Here is an 18647-nt window from a genome sequence, read left to right on the forward strand (position 1 = left end):
CCTTTACTTCGGCTGCAGCAACAGGTGCGCGTTCACCTTCACCGCGTTGCCGATGGTCGAGGTGTCCTTGTACTCACCGCTGCCGACGCCGAAGTCCAGGCGGTTGACCACGGTGGCGACATCCAGCGAGGCGGCGCCCGAGCCGGGGGTGAAGGTGACCTTCAATTGCACGGGCTTGGTCACACCGTGCAGGGTGAGGCTGCCGTTGGCCACCACGCCGTTGCCGGCCTTGGCGAAGCCGGTGGTAACGAAGTGGGCCTGCGGGAATTTCGCCGTGTCGAAGAAATCGGCGCTGGGCAGCGCATGGTCGCGATCGTTGTCACCGGTGGTGGCGCTGGCAAGGTCCACCGTCACGTCGAATTTCGATGCGGCGAGGTTTGCCGGGTCGTAGCTGATCGCGGCGTTGAACTTGTTGAAGCTGCCGTCGAAGGTGGCGCCCTGGAACGTACCGGTGAAGCCCAGCGTGCTGGCTGGCTGCACGGTGTAGTCAGCGGCGCCGGCTGTCATCGGCAGGATCAGGAAGGCAAGCCCGAGGGCAAGGGTGGTGCGGGTCATGACGGGTCTCCTGGCGGGGGAACCTTGCGCGGGCGTCCGAACGGCAACATGCGCCGAAGGACGTTGTCACGCAGGACGAAATGGTGCCATAGCGCGGCGCCGACATGCGCGACGAGCACCAGCAACAGGAAGTAGAACAGGTATTCGTGAACGATGATCGCGACGTGCCTGACCTGGTCGTCCTTGGCCACCAGCGGCGGCAGGTTGAACAACTTGAACCATTGCAGTGGATACCCATGGGCTGAGTTGAACACCCAGCCAGACACTGGCATGGCCACGATCAACACGTAAAGCAGGCCATGCGTTACGTGGGCTGCCAGGCGTTGCCAGGCGGGGGCAGGTTCGTCCGGCGGACGCTGGTCGCCCATGCGCCAGGCCAGGCGCAGGAAGAACAGGGCCAGTACCGTCAGGCCGATCGACTTGTGCAGGGCGAAGGTGTTGATCTTCGCAAGCGAAGGCGCCAGGCCCGTCATCCAGAGGCCGAAAATACCGTTGCCGAGAATGGCCAGCGCCATCAGCCAATGGAAGAAGCGTGCACCGGTACCCCAGCGGGAATCATCACTGCGTAGTGCCACGGTCGGGCTCCTTGGCTTCGGCGCCATCGCCGCGGATGGCTTCGATTTCAAGCCACACGGTGACCGGGCGGCCGATTGAATTGGGATTGGAGGTCATGCCGAAGAGCGTGCGGTCCAGGGTGAAATTCGCCGAGAAACCGGCCACGTCATGCATGCCATAGATGGTTCGCCCGTTGCGGTTCAGGCGAAAGGGGATGTCCACCGGTTGGCTCATCCCGCGCAAGGTGAGCTTGCCGTGCAACACGCCGGTGTCGTCACCGGTTTTTTCAACCGATGTGCTGTCGAAGGTGGCGGTGGGGAAACGTGAAGCGGCAAAAAGATCATTGCCACGCACGGCTTCATTCCATTTCGCATCGCCCATGTCCACGCCGGCGGTATCGATAATGACGTGGGTGGAGGAATCGCCCCAGTTGGTTGCATCGAAGGAAAGGTTGCCCGATACGTGCAGCCGTCCGAACGAGCGCGAGAAGCCGTTGTGGTCGACGCTGAAAACCACCTGGCTGTGCACCGGGTCGTACTGGTATGCCACGGGTGCGGCGGCCGCCGTGCCTGCGCAGGCGAAAACCGCCACCGCCAGGGCGAGACGCAGAAGCGTGGTGCGGGGTTTCGAAGCGATCATGCCGCCCAGTGTGCCCTTGCTGCCCACCGCACCGCCACCCACCAGTTCATGAACGCATTGTCATCCTGGCCGAACACTGCCGCCGGGGCCGGGCGATTCGCGCAGGGCCTCGGCCGCCATCGCGGCCAGCGCCTTGACGCGCTCGCCATTGCTGTCGGCCAGCCAGGCTTTTAGCCGTTCGTTGGCATCGTCGTGATCCAGTGCCTGCCGCTCCGCCAGCGAGGCCGATAGGGCCTTGCCCATGCTGTCGAAGATCAGGGCATAGGCAAACGCGTGAAGCAGGCCGCCGCCCAGGGTACCCAGGCCCGGGAAGGCCTTGAGTGCGTTACCAGCTACCGCAAGCACGATGGACGATCCCGAGCGCAGGGTCAGCCGCGCCTGGCGGATGAAGTCATCCACCTGCACGTCACTGGCGTTCACTCCGTAAAGGCTGGCCAGTGCCCGCACCATGCCGGTGGCGATCACGCCCTGGATCACCAGGTCGCTGCCCGGCGCCACCGCCGCCATCGCGCCGACCACGGCGCGACGGGCGTAGCGCGCCACGATCCGCGCGGCCTGGGCCTCGCGAGCGGCGGCTTCGGACTCCGCAAGGCGGGCATCGAGGGCGGCGAACACGGCTTTCTCGCGCGCCGGTTCCAGTGCCTGGGCGCCACGGCCGAGCAGGCGGTCAAGGGCACGGGCCAGTTCGCGCGTGTCCGGCAGCCGCGTGCGCTCGACGCGCTCGCGGCGACCGTCGGGCAGTTCGCGTACGAATACTTCCGTGCCACCGGCGATCGTCGGCAGCACCGTATCGGCGCTGTCGCGCAGTTGGCTGCGTAACCTGCCAAGCACGAGCTTCAGTTCCCCGGTGTTGCGTTCATCCGCCTTGTTCAGGGCGACCACCATGGGCTTGCCGAAGCCGGCCAGCCAGGCAACGTCGTTTGCCTGGGAGCGGGTGAGTTCGGCGGTGCATACGTAGATCACGGCATGGGCGCGCAGGGCTTCCTCCCTGGCACTGGCTTCGAAGGCTTCGCCGCCGGCCTCGCGATTGCCCGGGACATCGGCCAGAACCCATGCGATGCCATCGCGATCGCCCTGGTGCAGGCGGATGTCCCGTGTGGTGCCACCGGCGACGCCGGTAACGGAATCGGCACCGGGCACCAGCGCACGCACCAGGCTGGATTTGCCTACCGAGATATCGCCGAATACGGCAACGTGCACCCGGCCACCTTCGCGCCTGCGATCGAGCTCGGCCAGTTCCTCACGAGCCCCGGGCGCCGCCGCGCCACTGGATTCCAGTTCCTCGATGCGCGCCTGCAGGGCGGGCCGGTCGGGCACGATGCGCGATGGACGCGGACGCGCCGGTCGCCAAAGCCACCGTGCGGCGACGCCCGTGGCAGAGAGGCCCGCGATCAGCAGTACCCCGATCGCCCATTGCCAGGCTGTCGGCAACGCCGCCACTTCGCGTGCCAGGGTGATTGCGTGTGCCGCGATCAGCAGCACCAGCAGCACCATTGCCGCCACCGCCACGATGGCCAATAGCCGCCCTAGGCGCATGGATCCGTGCCTGCATTCATCGCGTACTGGGGAAAGGTTCGGTTCGCGTCCATCCAAAGCCGATGATAGTCTGAGCGCGGCGCCCAACGAACATGGATGATCACGTGGCCCGATGGATCCTGGCCGGCCTGCTGGCCTGTCTTTGCCTTGCCGGCGTGAAGGCGACCGATGTCGTGGTCGCTGCGTCCGCCGATGCCGCCGTGGCGACGCAGCACAAGATGCAGTTCCGCCACTTCACGATGGCCGACGGTTTGCCCTCGCGCAAGCTTCGCTCAGTGGTGCAAGACACCACCGGATACCTTTGGATCGGCTCAGATGCGGGCCTGGCGCGCTTCGACGGCGTCGAATTCGACGTCTTCCGACGCGAGGCCGGCGTTGCCGGATCGATCGGCGGCAATCGCTTCGATGCCCTGATGGTGGACCGCGCCGGACGCGTGTGGGCCGGTGGCATCGGTTCGGGACTCAGCCGCCGGAATGCCGATGGCAGTTTCACTACATGGCGCCATGTGGAAGGGGAGCCGCGCAGCCTGGCCGACGACGACGTGCAGGCACTGGCCGCGGGCATCGATGGCGAGGTGTGGATCGGTACGCGGCATCGCGGCCTGTTTCGCTTGCGGCCGGAAGGAGGATGGCCTGAGCCTGAGGTCTTTTCCTTGCCGGACACGAGCAGGCCGGGCCCGGGGGAAGTCAATGCCCTGCACATGGATGCCCAGGGCGTCCTGTGGATGGGGGGCGCCCACGGCCTGGGACGCCGGGATGCCGAAGGCCGTTGGACATGGCTGGACTTTCCCGACGGCCCTCCCCCGGTGATCCACGCCCTGGACGTGGATGCGGGCGGCTTGCGGGTTGCCAGCGAGCGGGGCCTGTTTGTCGTGAGCGGCGATCACCTTCAGTTGGTGGAGGGGACAGCCGGGCTGTCGGTGACCGCCAGTCTTCGTGACTCGCGGGGGACGCTCTGGATCGCCCTGACGGGTGCCGGCCTGCTGTTGCTCGAGCCAGGGGGCCAAACCGCACAGGTGTCGCCGCGTCCTTTCCTTCCCCACGGGCTTCCCGGTCGCCACGTGGTGCGCCTGCTGGAGGACCGTGAGGGTGGCATCTGGTGCGCGCTTACCGATGGCGGGCTGGCCTATGTCGGCCCGGGGTGGGGACGTTTCTTCCTGCTGACCCATGTGCCCGACGAAACCATTGGCCTGCCGCACCGGGCGGCTACCGCCGTGGCGCGCGCCCGCAACGGCGAGGTCTGGGTGGGCGGCATGCATGGCTGGGTCGCACGCATGTCAGTGGCTTCCGAAGCCGTGCGCGAACGCCTGCCGGACGTCGGTGCAAGGGTGGACGCCTTGCTCGAGGCCGTCGACGGCACGCTGTGGATCGGCACGGCACGGGGTTTGATGGTGCGGCGACCGGGTGAAGGTGTGGCAAGTATGGTCGCCGGGCCTACGGAAGCTGTGACCGGCCTGGTCGAATCACCCTCTGGCACGGTGTATGCCAGCACGCGTAACAGTGGTGTGTGGAAGCTTGGGCCCGGCCAGGCCCGTGCGTCGACTTTGGCTGTGCCTGGTTCGGGTATCCACGACGATACACGGCAGCTATTGATGGTGGGCGCATCGCCATGGCGTGCCGGCAGCAACGGGGTGCAATGGATTGCGCCAGGCGCGCGCCGTTTCGAACCGGTACCCGGCATCGACCCGGGTGCGGTCGATGCCCTGGCTATCTCTGGCGACGACCTCTGGGTGGCCCGTGAAGACAGTCTCCAGCGCTATCGGTGGGGGGATGGACACGCGGTGAAACGACAATCGGTCGACCAGGCCGCCGGCTGGCCGCGCACCGATGTCCTGTCCATTGGCGTGGGCCCGCGCAAGCATGTCTGGGGCCTGGGCGTGGCAGGGCTCTGGACGTATGCGCCGGAAACCGGCGAGGCCATGACATTGGGCCTGACCGATGGACTCTTCAGCGCCGAGTTCACCGATGGGACCACCGCGGTACTGGCCAATGGGGTCATCCTGGGCGCCACCCTCGACGGCGTGCTGGGGTTCGACCCGTCAGCGCCGGTGTCCGTGATTCCGGCGCCGCCGATTGCCCTGCGCTCGATTTCCATCAGGCGGGATAACCAGCGTATCGACCTGCCGCTGGACGGCCGGCCGCTGCATCTGGGTTGGCGCGATCGCGACCTCACCATCCAGGTGCGCGCCCTTTCGTTCGTGGATGGGGAAGCCAACCGCTATCGATTCCGGCTCGACGGGCAAGACGAATCCTGGATCGATACCGGCCATCGCGACTTCAGGGAGTTCGCACAGCTGGGTGCCGGCCGCCACCTGTTATGGGTGGAGGGCGCTGCTCCCCATGGTCCATGGGGAGCATTGCGCACGCCGCTTGAAGTGATTGTCGAGCGGCCGCCGTGGACACGCGCCTGGGCATGGATGGCCTACATCGGGGCGGCGTGCCTGTTGGTGTGGATCGTGGTGTTGCGTACCCGCCGTGCGATGGATCGACGGATGCAGGTGCGCCTTGCCCGGCAGGCGCGACAGTTGGCTGAAGAGGCCAATGACGCGAAGACAAACTTCGTCGGCGTGCTCGGCCACGAATTGCGCACGCCGATGACGGGCGTGCTCGGTATGGCGGAATTGCTGGCATCCACGCCGTTGACGACCGTGCAGGCGGGGTACGTCCGTGCCATGCGGCAATCCGGACGACTGCTGTTGCGGTTGCTGGACAATGTGCTGGACCTCACCCGCCTGGGCCTGGCGCGGCTGGAACTGGAGAACGCAACCTTCGACCCGGCTGCGCTGATGGTCGACACCGTGGCCTTTGAACGGCCGCTGGCGACAACGCGGAGTCTTCAGTTGCTGGCGTCGTTGCCGCCTTCGGGCCTGCGCCGCCGGGTGGGAGACGAGGCGCGTGTGCGCCAGATCCTGCTGAACCTGATCAGCAACGCAGTGAAATTCACCGAACATGGGCATGTGGCGGTAAGCGGGTACGACGGGCCGGCGGGCCTGGTATTCACTGTCGCCGACACCGGTCCCGGCATCGCCGCGCACGATCGCGAGCGCTTGTTCGGGCGTTACGAGCAGGCGCGGACACCGCAAAGTGCACAAGGTTTTGGCCTGGGATTGGCGATCTGCCGGGAACTGGCCACGCTGATGGGAGGCGGCATCGAACTGGATTCGACCCCGGGGCACGGTTCGATCTTCACCGTGTGCCTGCCGCTTCCCGCAGCGGCGGATGATGGCGCGGCCGACGACCGGCAGTCCATGGGAGCCATCGCGAGTGCAAGGCGCGTCTTGCTGGTGGAAGACGATGCAACCGTTGCCGCGGTGATCGCGGGGCTGCTGCGCCAATCAGGCCATGCGGTAACTTGCGCCTCGCACGCACTCGACGCCATGGGCTGCATGGAAGACGCCGTGTTTGATGTGGTGTTGCTGGACCTGGACCTTCCCGGGATCGATGGCTTCGGCCTGGCGCGCTGGCTTGGCCTGCGGCAACCATCGCTTCCGGTCATTGCCGTGAGCGCCCGTTCGATGGGTGATGAGGAAGAACGCGTGGCTGCCGCCGGCATGCAGGGTTTTGCACGCAAGCCGGTGGATGCGGTGACACTGCAGCGCCTGCTGGCGAGCCTGGAATAGCCGCAGGTTACATGTCGTGCTTGGCCACTTCGAAGCCAAGCTGCTTGTATTGGGCCCAGCGCTTGCGCGAACCCTCGCGCTCGGCGGGATCGGCGGCCACCACCTCGAGCACGCGGTCGAAGTTTCCCGGGGCACAGGTATCGCGAAGGTTGATCACCAGTGCACGGTCGCCGGTGTCCACGCCAGGTGGCGCGATCAGCACGGCGCACTCCGTGTCGTCGTCATCGCCCGCCAGCTGATGCGGAACGTAGGCGTCGTCGTCGAACGACCACAGGAGGTCATCCAGTGCCTCGGCCTGCGGGAAGTCGCGTGTCAGTACCAGGGTGAATTGCTTTGCGGCCAGCGCCTTGCGCGCCAGTTCGCACACCAGTAGCAGCGGCTCTTCGCGGAACCGCGGCTTGTCGATGAGGTAGAAGTCAGCGCGCGGCATCGATCAGGCTTGGCCTGCCCGGTGGATCAGCCACTGCACCAGCATCGGCACGGGGCGGCCGGTAGCCAGGCCCTTGCGGCCCTCGTCCCAGGCGGTGCCGGCGATGTCCAGGTGTGCCCAGCGGCGGCCTTCGGTGAAGCGGGCAAGGAAGCAGCCGGCGGTGATCGCGCCGCCGAACTTGCCGCCGATATTGGCGACGTCGGCGAAGCCCGATTCCAGCCCGCTCTGGTATTCATCCCACAGCGGCAGGCGCCAACCGCGATCCAGGGTGGCCTCGCCCGCGGCGATGATCTCGTCGGCGAGGTCGTCGTGCTTGCTCATCACACCGGTGGCGTGCTTGCCCAGCGCGACCACGCAGGCGCCAGTGAGGGTGGCCGCGTCAATGATCACCGCCGGATCGAAGCGGTCGCCAGTGTAGGTAAGGGCATCGCACAGGATCAGGCGGCCTTCGGCGTCGGTGTTGAGCACTTCGATGGTGAGGCCTGAAAGACTGGTCAGCACGTCGCCCGGGCGGTAGGCCGAACCGTCGGGCATGTTTTCCACCGCCGGCACCACACATACCAGGTTCACCGGCAACGCCAGTTCCACCGTGGCGACGAACGCGCCGAGCACGCCGGCGGCACCGCACATGTCGAACTTCATTTCTTCCATGCCCGCGCCCGGCTTCAGGCTGATGCCGCCGGTGTCGAAGGTGATGCCCTTGCCGACGAAGGCATAGGGTTTCTCGCCCTCAGGTCCGCCGCGGTACTGCAGCACGATCAGCTTCGGTGCGTTGGACGAGCCACGGGCCACCGCCAGCAGCGAGCCGAAGCCGAGTTTTTCCATTTCGTCGCGCTCGAGCACTTCGCATTCGACATTCACCCGCCGGTCGGCGAAATCGCGGGCCTGGTCGGCAAGGTAGGCGGGGTTGCAGATGTTCGGCGGCAGGTTGCCCAGTTCGCGCGCCAGGCGGGTGCCGGTGGCGATGGCAGCAGCTTCGACAAGACCGCGTTCGCCCGCCGCCTCGGCCGTGAAGGTGACGGCGCCGAGCTCGGGTGTTTTCTTCGCATCCTTCGGCTTGAAGGTAGCGGTGTAGCGGTAGGCGGCGTGGTCGAAGGCCAGGGCGGCGGTGCGGGTGCGCCAGGCGATGTCACGTCCGGGCACGTCGATTTCGGCCAGGTGCACGATGGCGCTTTCCACCGGCAGGCGGCCCACCGCGCGGGCGGCCTCCAGGCAGACCTTCTGGTAGCGCTGGGCGTCGAAGCCCTTCTGTGCGCCAAGCCCGACCACCACCACGCGCTCGGCCGGGGCGCCGACAGGGGCGAACAGGACCACTGCGGTACCGGCCTTGCCGGTAATGTCCCCGGACTCGACCATCCGTTTGACGGCGCCGCCGCAGGCGACATCCAGCCGGGCCGCGGCGCTGGTGAGCACCCCGTGCTCAAAAACGCCGACGACGGCGCAGGGCGTCGGGCTGGTGTCGGGAAGGCTGGAACCAAGGCTGAACTGGAGCGTCATCGAAAACTGTCCTGCGCGAACCCGCCGATGCCTCGACAGGATAGACTTAACGATTGCCGCCCCTGCCGGGTGCGGCGCTAACCGTACATTCTAACGCTTGAGCATCCTCGACCGCTATTTCCTCCGCGAACTGGCCTATAGCATCGCCGCGACAGCCATCGTGCTGCTGGTGATCCTGGCCGGCGGCACCTTTGCGCGCGTGCTGGCCCAGGTGGCCAACGGCACCTTTCCCCCCGGCATCATGTTCCAGGTGCTGGGCCTTCGCATGACCGACGCTCTGTCGGGCATGCTGCCCCTGGCTGCCTTCCTGGGCACCCTGGTGGCCCTGGGACGGATGTACCGCGAAAGCGAGATGCACGTGCTGTCGTCATCCGGCATGGGGGCGATGGGCCTGGTCCGGCCAATCGCTGTGCTGGCCCTCATCACCGCGCTCATCGTGGGCACGGTGGCGATCTGGCTGGGTCCGCTGGCCAGCCGCACCTCCGACCAGATGATCGCCGATGCCAACCGCTCGGTGATCGCCGCCGGCCTGGATGCCGGCCGTTTCACTGCGCTGCCGGGCAAGGGCGGGGTGATCTTCGTCGATACGCTCAGCCGCGACGGCAGCAAGCTTGGCCACACCTTCCTGGCCAAGGACGTGATCACCTCCAAGGGCGAGCACGTGGTGCGCCTGGTCACTGCCAACAGCGGCCAGATGTACCAGGAGAGTGACGGCGACGGCCGCTTCATCGCCCTGCATACCGGCTGGCAGTATGAAATTCCCCTCGCCGGGGACAACTGGCGGCGCATGCGCTTCGAGCAGAACGATTCATCCCTTTCCGCGGTGCAGGCCGACGACGATGAAGACGATCCGGTGCACTCGATGAGCTTTGGCGACCTGAGCAAGGCCACCACCACCGAGGCCCACGCCGAAATCGCCTGGCGCATCGCCGCGCCCGTCACCGCGCTGGTGCTGTTGATGCTGGCAACGCCGCTGTCGCGCCAGTCGCCGCGCGAGGCGCGTTACGGCCGCCTGATGATCGCGGTGCTGAGCTATTTCCTGTACCTGGCCCTGATGCAGATCATCCGCACCATGATCATCAAAGGCACCTTGCATACCTCGGCGCCGATGTGGACGATCCACGTGATCATCTTCGGCACCGCGGCCTGGTTCTTCACCCGGCAGTACGCGCCGCGCAAGGTCCGCAACCCGGCCATAACCGCGCCGGCGGTTGGCGCATGATCTCCCTGCGCATCAAGCGCGCCGACCGTCTCGTGGCTATGAGCGTGCTCGGCACGCTGGTAGTGGTCTGGTTGATCCTGGTCGGTTTCGACGCGCTGCTGCAGTTCGGCAAGCAGCTGGGCAAGCTCGACAAGAACGGCTTCACCGCCACCCAGGCGGCGGCGTACATCCTGCTTACCATCCCGCGCCGCCTCTACGAATACTTCGGCAACGCCGCCCTCATTGGCGGCTTGCTGGGCCTTGGCGGCCTGGCATCGAGCGGCGAACTCACCGCGCTTCGTGCAGCAGGCATGTCGAAGCTGCGCATCGCGATATCGGTGACAGGTGTGGTTGCCCTGCTCACCCTGGGCGTGGTGATCCTGGGTGAAACCCTGGCTCCGGTGGGCGACCAGCGCGCCCAGGAGATGATGGTTCGCTACAAGTCATCGAACATTGGCCTTACCACCGACAGCGGCCTGTGGGCGAAGGACGGCCAAAGCATCATCAATGCGAAGAACGCGCGCCTGCTCACTGGCAACACGATCGGCGCCGGCGTGCAACTGGACGACGTGCGCGTGATACACCTGACCGAAGACGGCCAGGTGTCCAGTTTCGACCACGCGCGCCTGGCTGAACACGACGGCGTGAAGTGGACATTGAAAGACGTGCGCAGCACGAACCTCGATGCCACGGGCGTTCACAGCAGCACCGTTCCGGTGAAACCGTGGGACACCAAACTCGACGCCCGCGTGCTGGAGCAATCGGTGGTGCAGGTGGACAACCTCTCCATGCACGACCTGCGGCAGAACATGGCCTACATGGAAGCGAACGGGCAGAACCCCGGCTCCTTCGCCGTGGCGTTCTGGGGCAGGGCGCTCTACCCCCTTACCGTGCTGGTGCTGGTGCTATCGGCCATGCCCTTCGCCTTCGGCGCCCTGCGTTCGGGCGGCATGGGCAAGCGCATCTTCATCGGCATGCTCTTTGCCATTGGCTGGTACTTCTTCCAGAAGGCAGTGGTGAGCTTCGGCACCGTCTACGGCGTGCATCCGCTGGTAGCCAACCTGGCGCCCACGGTGTTGCTGGCGGTGGGCGCGACGTTGTACTTCCGCAAGCACGGTTAGCCTTTGTATCAGCCCAGGCGCATGCCTGGCGGTATGCCGTTATGGTCCAGGAACAGATAGCCGTTGCCGCGTGCGGTAAGCAGCGGCAGGGGCAGGCCGCTGCGGTCGTGCACCTTGCGGCGTAGCCTGAACACCAGCATCTCGAGGCGGCGGCGGGCATTGGCGGGATCGCCCTCGTCGAGCGCCTGCATGAGGTCCTCGCGCGAGAGCGGCGAACCACCAGCATCCATCAGCGCAGCCAGCACCGTGCGTTCGGTGGAGGTGAGGGCGATGGCCTGCTCGTCGGGTGTGATCAGGCACCAGCCGGCTGAATCCAGGCGCCAATGGCCACCGCCCGTGACGGCCGGCACGGATTCCATCGCCGGTGTCGACGCCCCGTTTGCCGGCTCGCCGGTGGCATCCATGCGCCGGGCCAGGCCGCGCACCGTGGCAATGACGGTATCGGCATCGGCGCTATCGGTTACCCAGGCATCGGCGCCCCAGTCCACCACCTGGCTGGGCGAGAGCATGCCCTGCCGGGCGACCCCTGCCACGATCCCCACCATCGACGCATCGCGCAGGTTGCGTACCAGTGGCGTGCCGTCGTCGTCGATCACTGCGGCATCGACCAGCACGATGTCCGCGCGCCGGCCCAGCAGGAGCCGGTAGAGCGAGCACGAAGAGCGCACCAGGTCGAGCGTGATGCCCACTTCGGCCATACGGACGGGGAGTTCGTGCGGGAAGACGTTGCTACCCGGGCTGGCGTGCAACACCACGCGTGGGATGGGCAAGCTGGTGTGACTGGCTGGAATCATTGGCATCGTTCCCTCGATGATCGGTGATCGGCCTCCGTGCCGAACGATGTTTATAGCAGTACGGGTGGCCCTTGGGGTATCGGGCAATGCCGCGTCGGCCGTTGTCGAATTCCTGTGTATGCCTTCTGGCACTGTGTCGTAGGTCATGGTGATCCCTAGGGTGGGAAGATCACCCAAGGGAGCCTAGGCCCATCATGCGTCCTCTCGTCCGTTCGTTCGTACTTACCGCCCTCGCCGCATGTTGCGGCGCGGCATTGGCCGCCACCCCGGAAGCCGCGCCCCTCGCCCGACTGCCGGCATGGGCAACGCCGGAGGCCTATACCCTTGCCTTCAAGGTGGACCCGAAGGAAACCAACTTCAGCGGCAGCAGCACCATCAAGGTCAAGCTGTCGCAGGCGTCCGATCACCTGTGGCTGCATGGCCGCGACCTCACCGTCAGCAAGGTTGTGATCACCACCGCCGACGGCAAGGCGCATGAAGGCAAGTACGTCGCGGCGGCGCCGAAGGAAGGCGTGTCCCGCATCGACTTCGGCAGCACGCTCAAGCCCCAGGAACTCACCCTGGCCATCACCTTTACCGCGCCGCTCAACCAGCAGTTGCAGGGCCTGTACAAGGTGTCGCACGAAGGCGTGCCCTATGCGATGACGCAGATGGAGCCGGTGAGCGCGCGCTTTGCCTTCCCGGGCTTTGACGAACCCTCGTTCAAGACGCCGTTCAACATCAGCCTTACGGTGCCCGCCGATGACCAGGCGGTAGCCAACACCAGCGTGGTGAAGGAAGAAAAAGCCGGCGACGGCTGGAAGAAGGTGACCTTCGCCAAAACCGAACCGCTGCCGACGTACCTGGTTGCCTTCGCCGTCGGCCCCTGGGACATCGTCAAGGGTCCGGATATCGCCGCGACCAAATACCGCGACCATGCCACTCCCCTGCGCGGCATCGCCGCCAAGGGCGAAGGCCACCGCATGCAGCATGTGCTGGGCGAAACGCAGTCGATCATCCACACGCTGGAGGACTACTACGGCTTCGGCTATCCATTCGACAAGCTCGATCTTCTGGCCGCCCCTGACTTCTCCGCCGGTGCCATGGAGAACGCAGGCCTTGTGACCTTCCGCGATTGGCTGCTGCTGATCGACCCGGATTCCCCGGCGCAGTACGTGCGCGCATCCTTCAACGTCAACGCGCACGAGCTCGCCCACCAGTGGACGGGCGACACCGTCACCATGACCTGGTGGAACGACATCTGGCTGAACGAGGCCTTCGCCACCTGGATGCAGCAGAAGGTGACGCAGAAGGTGCATCCGGAGTACCGCGCCGACCTTGACCGCATCCGTGGTGCGCAGGGCGCGATGAACAACGATGCGCTGGTGAGCGCACGCAAGATCCGCCAGGAAATTACCGGCAACGGTGATATCGAAACGGCCTTCGACGGCATCACCTACCAGAAGGGTGCCGCGGTGCTGGGCATGTTCGAAGGCTATGTGGGTGAGTCGACTTTCCAGAAGGGCATGCGCGCATACATCCAGGACCACAAGTTCGGCAATGCCAGCGCTGACGACCTGGTGGAATCGATCCGCAAGGCTGCCGACAAGGGCGAGGACTTCCGCAAGGCCTTCAAGAGCTTCCTTGATCAGTCCGGCGTGCCGTACGTGCAGACCAAGATTTCCACCGAAGGCGGCAAGACGGTGCTGCACCTGACGCAAAGCCGCTACCTGCCCACCGGCAGCACGGGCGATCACAACCGCGTGTGGGGCGTGCCGGTGTGCGTGCGCTATGGCACGGCATCGGGCAGCAAGGTGAGCTGCGAACTGCTGGACAAGGCGTCCGGCACGATGACGCTCGAAGGCGCGTCCTCGCCTACCTGGGTGCTGGCCAACGCCAACGCCAGTGGCTACTACCGCTTCAGCATCGACAAGGCGGACCTCCCGCCGCTGGTGAAGGTGGCATCGTCCTTGAGCGACGGCGAACAGCTGGTTTACGCCGATGCGCTGGACGCCGGCTTCAACCAGGGTGAACTCGATGCGCATGATGTGCTGGTGGGACTGAAGCCCCTGACCGCCAGCAAGACGCGTGAAGTGGCCGCCGTACCGACCGTGATGCTCAACCAGTTCTACTACCGCCTGGCCAAGACCGACGCGCAGCGTGCGGCGGTGGTGAAATACGCGAAGGATGCCTACCTGCCACGCATGGAACAGCTCGGTTACAAGCGCAAGGCGGGCGAGCCGGACGGCGATTCATTGCAGCGCGCGGCGCTGGCGGAGTTCCTGGGTAGCGACATGCGCATCGCCGAAGTCCGCAAGGCCCTGCTGGCGCAGGGTGATGCGGCGCTGAAGCCGAAGGCCGACGGCCGCCTGGATCTGGGCGCGGCCGATCCGGACCTGCTCGGCGCGGCGCTGGGCGTGGCTACGCAGGAGCACGGCAAGCCCGCGGTGGATGCACTGATTGCCGAGCTGCCCAAGAACAGCGATCCGCAGCAGCGCAATGCGATCCTGGCGGGCCTGGCGCAGACCAGCGACGCCGCGCAGCTGAACCGCGTGCGTGACTATGCCCTTACCAAGGACGTCAAGGTCGGCGAGATGGCGGCAGTGCTGCGTGGCGGTCGCGAAACCCGGGCACAGCGCGACGCCCTGTGGAACTGGGCTACCACCAACTACGACAAGATCGTCACCCGTACCGGCAGCTTCGCCGGCGGCGCCCTGCCGCGGCTGATGGGCGGTGGCGGGTGCTCGGAAGAAGAGGCCTCGCGCCTGCAGGATTTCTTCGCCACCCGTGCGAAGAATATCTCCGGTGCCGAACGCGGCCTGGCGCAGACCACCGAAGGCGCCAAGCTGTGCGCGGCAGGCGTGGCCAAGCAGGATCCGGCGGCGCTCACCCGCTAAGGCCAGGCTGGTGCCGGGGTAACACATGGGGCGCTTCGGCGCCCCGTTTTTTATCCTTGCCTCGACACGCGTCGGTACAATGCCTCCATGAATCGAGCCGGCCCCACCGTCCGCGATGCCCTGGCGGCCGCTACCGAACAATTGGGCGAGCGGGTCGACGCCGAGCTGTTACTGCTTGATGCCCTGGGCAAGTCGCGCAGCTGGTTGTTCGCGCACGGCGATGATCCGATGCCCAAGGATGCCGGCACAGCGTTTGACCTCGCAGTGGCCAGACGGCTGCGGGGCGTGCCGATCGCTTATATCACCGGCCGCCAGGGGTTCTGGTCATTCGACCTGGAAGTCACCTCCGATACCCTCATCCCCAGGCCCGAGACCGAATTGCTCGTTGAAGCGGCGCTCGCCTGCGTACCCCTTGATGCGCCCTGGCGCATCGTCGACCTGGGCACCGGGAGCGGGGCGATTGCGCTGGCGCTGGCGCGCGAACGGCCCCATGCATCCGTCGTGGCGGTGGACACCAGCGAGGCGGCGCTCACCGTCGCCCGGCGCAACGCGCAAAGTCACGGCGTGCACGTGCGCTTCGTCCATGGTTACTGGCTTGATCCGGTGGCCGGCGAACGCTTCGACCTCATCGTTTCCAACCCCCCCTATATCCAGGCCGACGACCCCCACCTGGAGGCGTTGTCGCATGAGCCGTCTAGCGCACTGGTCGCAGGCCTCGATGGCCTGGACGATATCCGCCTGATCGTCCAGGGCAGTGCTGTCGCGCTCCATCCCGGCGGCTGGTTGCTTCTGGAGCATGGCTGGAACCAGGGGCAAGCCGTGCGCGCCTTGTTTGGCGACGACTGGCAAGCCGTGGAAACGCTTCGCGACCTGGAAGGCCGGGAGCGGGTCACCCGCGCACGCTATCGCCATCGATAATCCAGACGTCAGGGAACGTCAGGGGAAACCATAAGGGGAAGCCATGACGTTCGTGGACCGCGTGATGGCGGTCACGAATGGCGAGATCCCCCGGTTGAACCGCCCATGGTTGTCACGTGATTCCCCGCGAGCGGCTAGCCGGCGCTGGCGACTCCGGCGGGCATAAGGCTGCTGAAGCGCGTGCGGATCGCGTTGCGGATGCAGGGAAGATCCAGGCCCGCCATGCTCAGCACTTCTTCGCGCGAGCCGTGCTCAAGGTAGGCGTCGGGCAGGCCCAGATGCAGGATCGGCATGGTGATGCCGTGCGAGGCCAGCAGTTCAGCCACGCCGGCACCTGCACCGCCGGCGATGGCGTTGTCCTCGATGGTCACGAACCCCTGGTGCGTGCGAGCCAGCTCCAGCACCAGGGCTTCGTCCATTGGCTTGACGAAGCGCATGTTGGCCAGCGTGGCGTCCACTTCGGCTGCGATCACCGCCGCCGGCGCCAGCATGGTGCCGAAAGACAAAATGGCCAGCCCGTGGTGCCCGCGGCGGCGGATCTCGCCCTTGCCGATGGGAAGCACATCCAGCTGCGGTTCGATCTTCGCGCCCGGTCCGGTGCCACGCGGATAGCGCACGGCGGCGGGGCCTTTGTAGTGGAAGCCGGTGGAAAGCATCTGCCGGCATTCGTTTTCGTCGGCCGGGGCCATGATCACCATGTTCGGCAGGCAGCGCAGGAACGAAAGGTCGAAGCTGCCGGCATGCGTGGCGCCATCGGGGCCGACCACGCCGGCGCGGTCGATGGCGAAGGTCACGTCCAGGTTTTGCAACGCCACGTCGTGGATGGCCTGGTCGTAGGCGCGCTGCAGGAAGGTGGAATAGATCGCCACCACCGGCTTGGCGCCCTCGCAGGCCATGCCCGCGGCCAGGGTCACCGCATGCTGCTCGGCAATCGCCACGTCGAAATAGCGCTGCGGATACTCCCGCGAAAAACGCACCAGCCCCGAGCCTTCGCGCATCGCCGGCGTGATGCCGAACAGGCGGTCGTCGGTGGCGGCCATGTCGCACAGCCAGTCGCTGAAGATGTCGGTGTAGGTGGGCTTGGCAGGGCCGGCTTTCTTGGCCAGGCCCGCCGTGGGATCGAACGGGCCCACCGCGTGGTACTCGATCTGGGCCTCTTCGGCCGGGGCGTAACCCTTGCCCTTGGTGGTGATCACGTGCAGCAGCTGCGGGCCGGGAAGTTCCTTCACCGTGCGAAGCGCGCTGAGCAGCTGCGGGATGTTGTGGCCGTCGATCGGGCCGGTGTAGTGGAAGCCCAGTTCCTCGAACAGGGTCGAAGGTACGAACATGCCCTTGGCGTGTTCCTCCCAGCGGGAAAAGAACCTGCCGAAAAACGACTTCTTCGGGATCGCACGCTTGGCGCGCTCGCGCCACACGTTGAGGGTGTGGCTGGCCATCGCGCGGGCCATCATCTTGGTCAGCGCGCCCACGTTCTCGCTGATCGACATGCCGTTGTCGTTGAACACCACCAGCATGTTCGGTTCCACGTCGCCGCCGTGGTTGAGCGCTTCGAAGGCCATGCCGGCGGTCATCGCGCCGTCACCGATCACCGCCACCACCTTGCGGTGGTCACCCCGGCGCTGGGTAGCGATGGCCATGCCCAGCGCCGCGGAGATCGACGTGGAGGAATGGCCGACGCCGAAGGTGTCGTATTCACTTTCGGCGCGGCGGGGAAACGGCGCCAGGCCGTCTTTCTTCTTGATCGAAGTGATGCGCTCGCGGCGCCCGGTGAGGATCTTGTGCGGGTAGCACTGGTGGCCCACGTCCCACACCAGGCGGTCACGCGGGGTGTCGAACACGTGGTGCAGGGCCACGGTGAGTTCCACCACGCCCAGCCCCGCGCCAAAGTGGCCACCCGAAGACGCCACGGCCTCGATCAGGTAGCCGCGCAATTCATCGGCCACGGCCGGGAGGTCGTCGTCGGCGAGGGTACGCAAGTCGGCGGGCACCCGGATATTGGCCAGGTGCGGGTAGCGGGAGAGGTCGGTCATCGGCATATTGTTGGCCCAAGCCTCTGGCTGGGCAAGGGCAGCCGCGTGAAAATACCGTGGCTTAAGGTGCCGGGCGGCGGTCCCGGGGCAGGTGGCTGACCAGGAATTCCATCTGGTCGGCCAGGATGTTGCGGTTGGACAGGATCAGGTGCTCCACCCAGCTGGGCCGGTAGGGCACGGCCAGCAGCGGCATATCCGCCTGCTGCGGCGTGCGGCTGCCCTTGCGCAGGTTGCAGGCAAGGCAGGCGGAAACCACGTTTTCCCAGATGTCCTGGCCTTTCTTGGACACCGGCAGCACATGGTCGCGGGTGAGTTCGTGGCGGCTGAAATGATCGCCGCAGTACAGGCAGATATGGCGGTCGCGGGCGAACAGCGCGGTATTGGTGAGCGCCGGGGCCGGGTCGATGGCGTGGTCGCGGCAGTGGCCGGTGCTGGCAACGATGGGGTGGAGCTTCAGGATGCTCTGGTCGCCGCGGATGCGGTTGATGCCGCCGTGGACGGTGATGCAGGGGTCGCCCAGGGTCCAGGCGACCGCCTCGCGGACGTACAGGCAGGCGGCATCTTGCCAGCTGATCCAGTCAAGGATCCGGCCAGCGGCGTCCAGCGCCAGCACCCGGGTGGTGTTGAGCGCGGTTACGCGGGCGGCTTCCAGTGCCATATTTTCCATGGGGTACAACGGGGCCAAACCAAGCATGCGATGCGTTCCTTCACGAGAGCGAAAGATCGTCCAGCGACGCGGCCTTCAGTGGCGAATGGGCCGTGTGGCCCGAGCATAGCCCAGTTCCGTGACAGATCGCACGCGCAGCGGTACGGATCGTGCTTACCGCCGACCACCTCCACTGACGCCCAAGCCGCTGATATAGTGGGCGTTCGAT

At 66.2% G+C, this 18647-nt stretch carries 14 protein-coding genes; 5 read left to right on the forward strand and 9 right to left on the reverse strand.

The window, feature by feature from the left end; genetic code table 11:
* Positions 1–3: 3 nt before the first annotated feature.
* Genes VGM61_RS18705 through VGM61_RS18720 form a run of 4 tightly spaced genes read right to left on the reverse strand, consistent with a single transcriptional unit; the run spans position 4 to position 3285 of the window.
* A complete protein-coding gene (locus tag VGM61_RS18705) occupies positions 4–555 on the reverse strand; it encodes a YceI family protein (protein ID WP_331524436.1) in 552 nt (183 codons plus the stop codon).
* Positions 552–1130, reverse strand: coding sequence for a cytochrome b (locus VGM61_RS18710; RefSeq protein ID WP_331524437.1), 579 nt, complete (start codon positions 1128–1130; stop codon positions 552–554). Before VGM61_RS18710 ends, VGM61_RS18705 begins: the two co-directional genes overlap by 4 nt.
* On the reverse strand, positions 1114–1749 hold the full coding sequence (locus VGM61_RS18715) for a YceI family protein (RefSeq protein ID WP_331524438.1): 636 nt from the start codon (positions 1747–1749) through the stop codon (positions 1114–1116). The genes VGM61_RS18710 and VGM61_RS18715 overlap by 17 nt, the downstream gene beginning before the upstream one ends.
* Positions 1750–1809: 60 nt before the next feature.
* Positions 1810–3285, reverse strand: a complete 1476-nt coding sequence (locus VGM61_RS18720; RefSeq protein WP_331524439.1) for a GTPase — start codon at positions 3283–3285, stop codon at positions 1810–1812.
* A 104-nt stretch (positions 3286–3389) separates the two neighbouring features.
* Here VGM61_RS18720 and VGM61_RS18725 point away from each other — a divergent pair, with 104 nt between their 5' ends.
* Positions 3390–6905 (forward strand): hybrid sensor histidine kinase/response regulator, encoded by a 3516-nt coding sequence (locus VGM61_RS18725; protein WP_331524440.1) that lies wholly within the window; start codon positions 3390–3392, stop codon positions 6903–6905.
* A gap of 7 nt (positions 6906–6912) precedes the next feature.
* Here the strand turns inward: VGM61_RS18725 and VGM61_RS18730 are convergent, their stop codons facing one another.
* Together VGM61_RS18730 and VGM61_RS18735 are read right to left on the reverse strand one after the other, a co-directional pair.
* On the reverse strand, positions 6913–7335 hold the full coding sequence (locus VGM61_RS18730) for a DNA polymerase III subunit chi (protein ID WP_331524441.1): 423 nt from the start codon (positions 7333–7335) through the stop codon (positions 6913–6915).
* Between the two features lie 3 nt (positions 7336–7338).
* Positions 7339–8832: a leucyl aminopeptidase gene (locus VGM61_RS18735; RefSeq protein WP_331524443.1), complete on the reverse strand. Its 1494-nt coding sequence runs from the start codon at positions 8830–8832 to the stop codon at positions 7339–7341.
* Between the two features lie 97 nt (positions 8833–8929).
* Between VGM61_RS18735 and lptF the strand changes: the two genes are divergently transcribed.
* The gene (lptF, locus tag VGM61_RS18740) at positions 8930–10054 is read left to right on the forward strand and encodes an LPS export ABC transporter permease LptF (RefSeq protein WP_331524444.1); all 1125 of its coding nucleotides are present in this window, start codon (positions 8930–8932) and stop codon (positions 10052–10054) included.
* A complete protein-coding gene (gene lptG / locus VGM61_RS18745; RefSeq protein ID WP_331524445.1) occupies positions 10051–11154 on the forward strand; it encodes an LPS export ABC transporter permease LptG in 1104 nt (367 codons plus the stop codon). The genes lptF and lptG overlap by 4 nt, the downstream gene beginning before the upstream one ends.
* An 8-nt stretch (positions 11155–11162) precedes the next feature.
* On the opposite strand, the gene VGM61_RS18750 is transcribed toward lptG, so the two are convergent.
* A complete protein-coding gene (locus tag VGM61_RS18750) occupies positions 11163–11948 on the reverse strand; it encodes a winged helix-turn-helix domain-containing protein (protein ID WP_331524446.1) in 786 nt (261 codons plus the stop codon).
* A 194-nt stretch (positions 11949–12142) separates the two neighbouring features.
* Here VGM61_RS18750 and VGM61_RS18755 point away from each other — a divergent pair, with 194 nt between their 5' ends.
* Positions 12143–14824, forward strand: a complete 2682-nt coding sequence (locus VGM61_RS18755; RefSeq protein ID WP_331524447.1) for a M1 family metallopeptidase — start codon at positions 12143–12145, stop codon at positions 14822–14824.
* Between the two features lie 87 nt (positions 14825–14911).
* The gene (gene prmC, locus VGM61_RS18760; RefSeq protein ID WP_331524448.1) at positions 14912–15742 is read left to right on the forward strand and encodes a peptide chain release factor N(5)-glutamine methyltransferase; all 831 of its coding nucleotides are present in this window, start codon (positions 14912–14914) and stop codon (positions 15740–15742) included.
* Positions 15743–15876: 134 nt separating this feature from the next.
* Here the strand turns inward: prmC and dxs are convergent, their stop codons facing one another.
* On the reverse strand, positions 15877–17772 hold the full coding sequence (dxs, locus tag VGM61_RS18765; RefSeq protein ID WP_331524449.1) for a 1-deoxy-D-xylulose-5-phosphate synthase: 1896 nt from the start codon (positions 17770–17772) through the stop codon (positions 15877–15879).
* Positions 17773–17833: 61 nt separating this feature from the next.
* Complete coding sequence (locus tag VGM61_RS18770) at positions 17834–18430, reverse strand: HNH endonuclease (protein ID WP_331524466.1); 597 nt, start codon at positions 18428–18430, stop codon at positions 17834–17836.
* Positions 18431–18647 lie beyond the last annotated feature (217 nt).

Origin of the sequence: Pinirhizobacter sp., from assembly GCF_036499745.1 — a bacterium.
Classification (GTDB): Bacteria; Pseudomonadota; Gammaproteobacteria; order Xanthomonadales; family Rhodanobacteraceae; genus Pinirhizobacter.

Excerpts from the sequence above, each read along its gene's own strand:
- lptG (WP_331524445.1), top strand. The coding sequence starts at position 10,051 with ATGATCTCCCTGCGCATCAAGCGCGCCGACCGTCTCGTGGCTATGAGC.
- VGM61_RS18750 (WP_331524446.1), bottom strand. The coding sequence starts at position 11,948 with ATGATTCCAGCCAGTCACACCAGCTTGCCCATCCCACGCGTGGTGTTG.
- VGM61_RS18705 (WP_331524436.1), bottom strand. The coding sequence starts at position 555 with ATGACCCGCACCACCCTTGCCCTCGGGCTTGCCTTCCTGATCCTGCCG.
- dxs (WP_331524449.1), bottom strand. The coding sequence starts at position 17,772 with ATGACCGACCTCTCCCGCTACCCGCACCTGGCCAATATCCGGGTGCCC.
- VGM61_RS18715 (WP_331524438.1), bottom strand. The coding sequence starts at position 1,749 with ATGATCGCTTCGAAACCCCGCACCACGCTTCTGCGTCTCGCCCTGGCG.
- VGM61_RS18720 (WP_331524439.1), bottom strand. The coding sequence starts at position 3,285 with ATGCGCCTAGGGCGGCTATTGGCCATCGTGGCGGTGGCGGCAATGGTG.
- prmC (WP_331524448.1), top strand. The coding sequence starts at position 14,912 with ATGAATCGAGCCGGCCCCACCGTCCGCGATGCCCTGGCGGCCGCTACC.
- VGM61_RS18770 (WP_331524466.1), bottom strand. The coding sequence starts at position 18,430 with ATGGCACTGGAAGCCGCCCGCGTAACCGCGCTCAACACCACCCGGGTG.
- VGM61_RS18730 (WP_331524441.1), bottom strand. The coding sequence starts at position 7,335 with ATGCCGCGCGCTGACTTCTACCTCATCGACAAGCCGCGGTTCCGCGAA.
- VGM61_RS18755 (WP_331524447.1), top strand. The coding sequence starts at position 12,143 with ATGCGTCCTCTCGTCCGTTCGTTCGTACTTACCGCCCTCGCCGCATGT.
- VGM61_RS18735 (WP_331524443.1), bottom strand. The coding sequence starts at position 8,832 with ATGACGCTCCAGTTCAGCCTTGGTTCCAGCCTTCCCGACACCAGCCCG.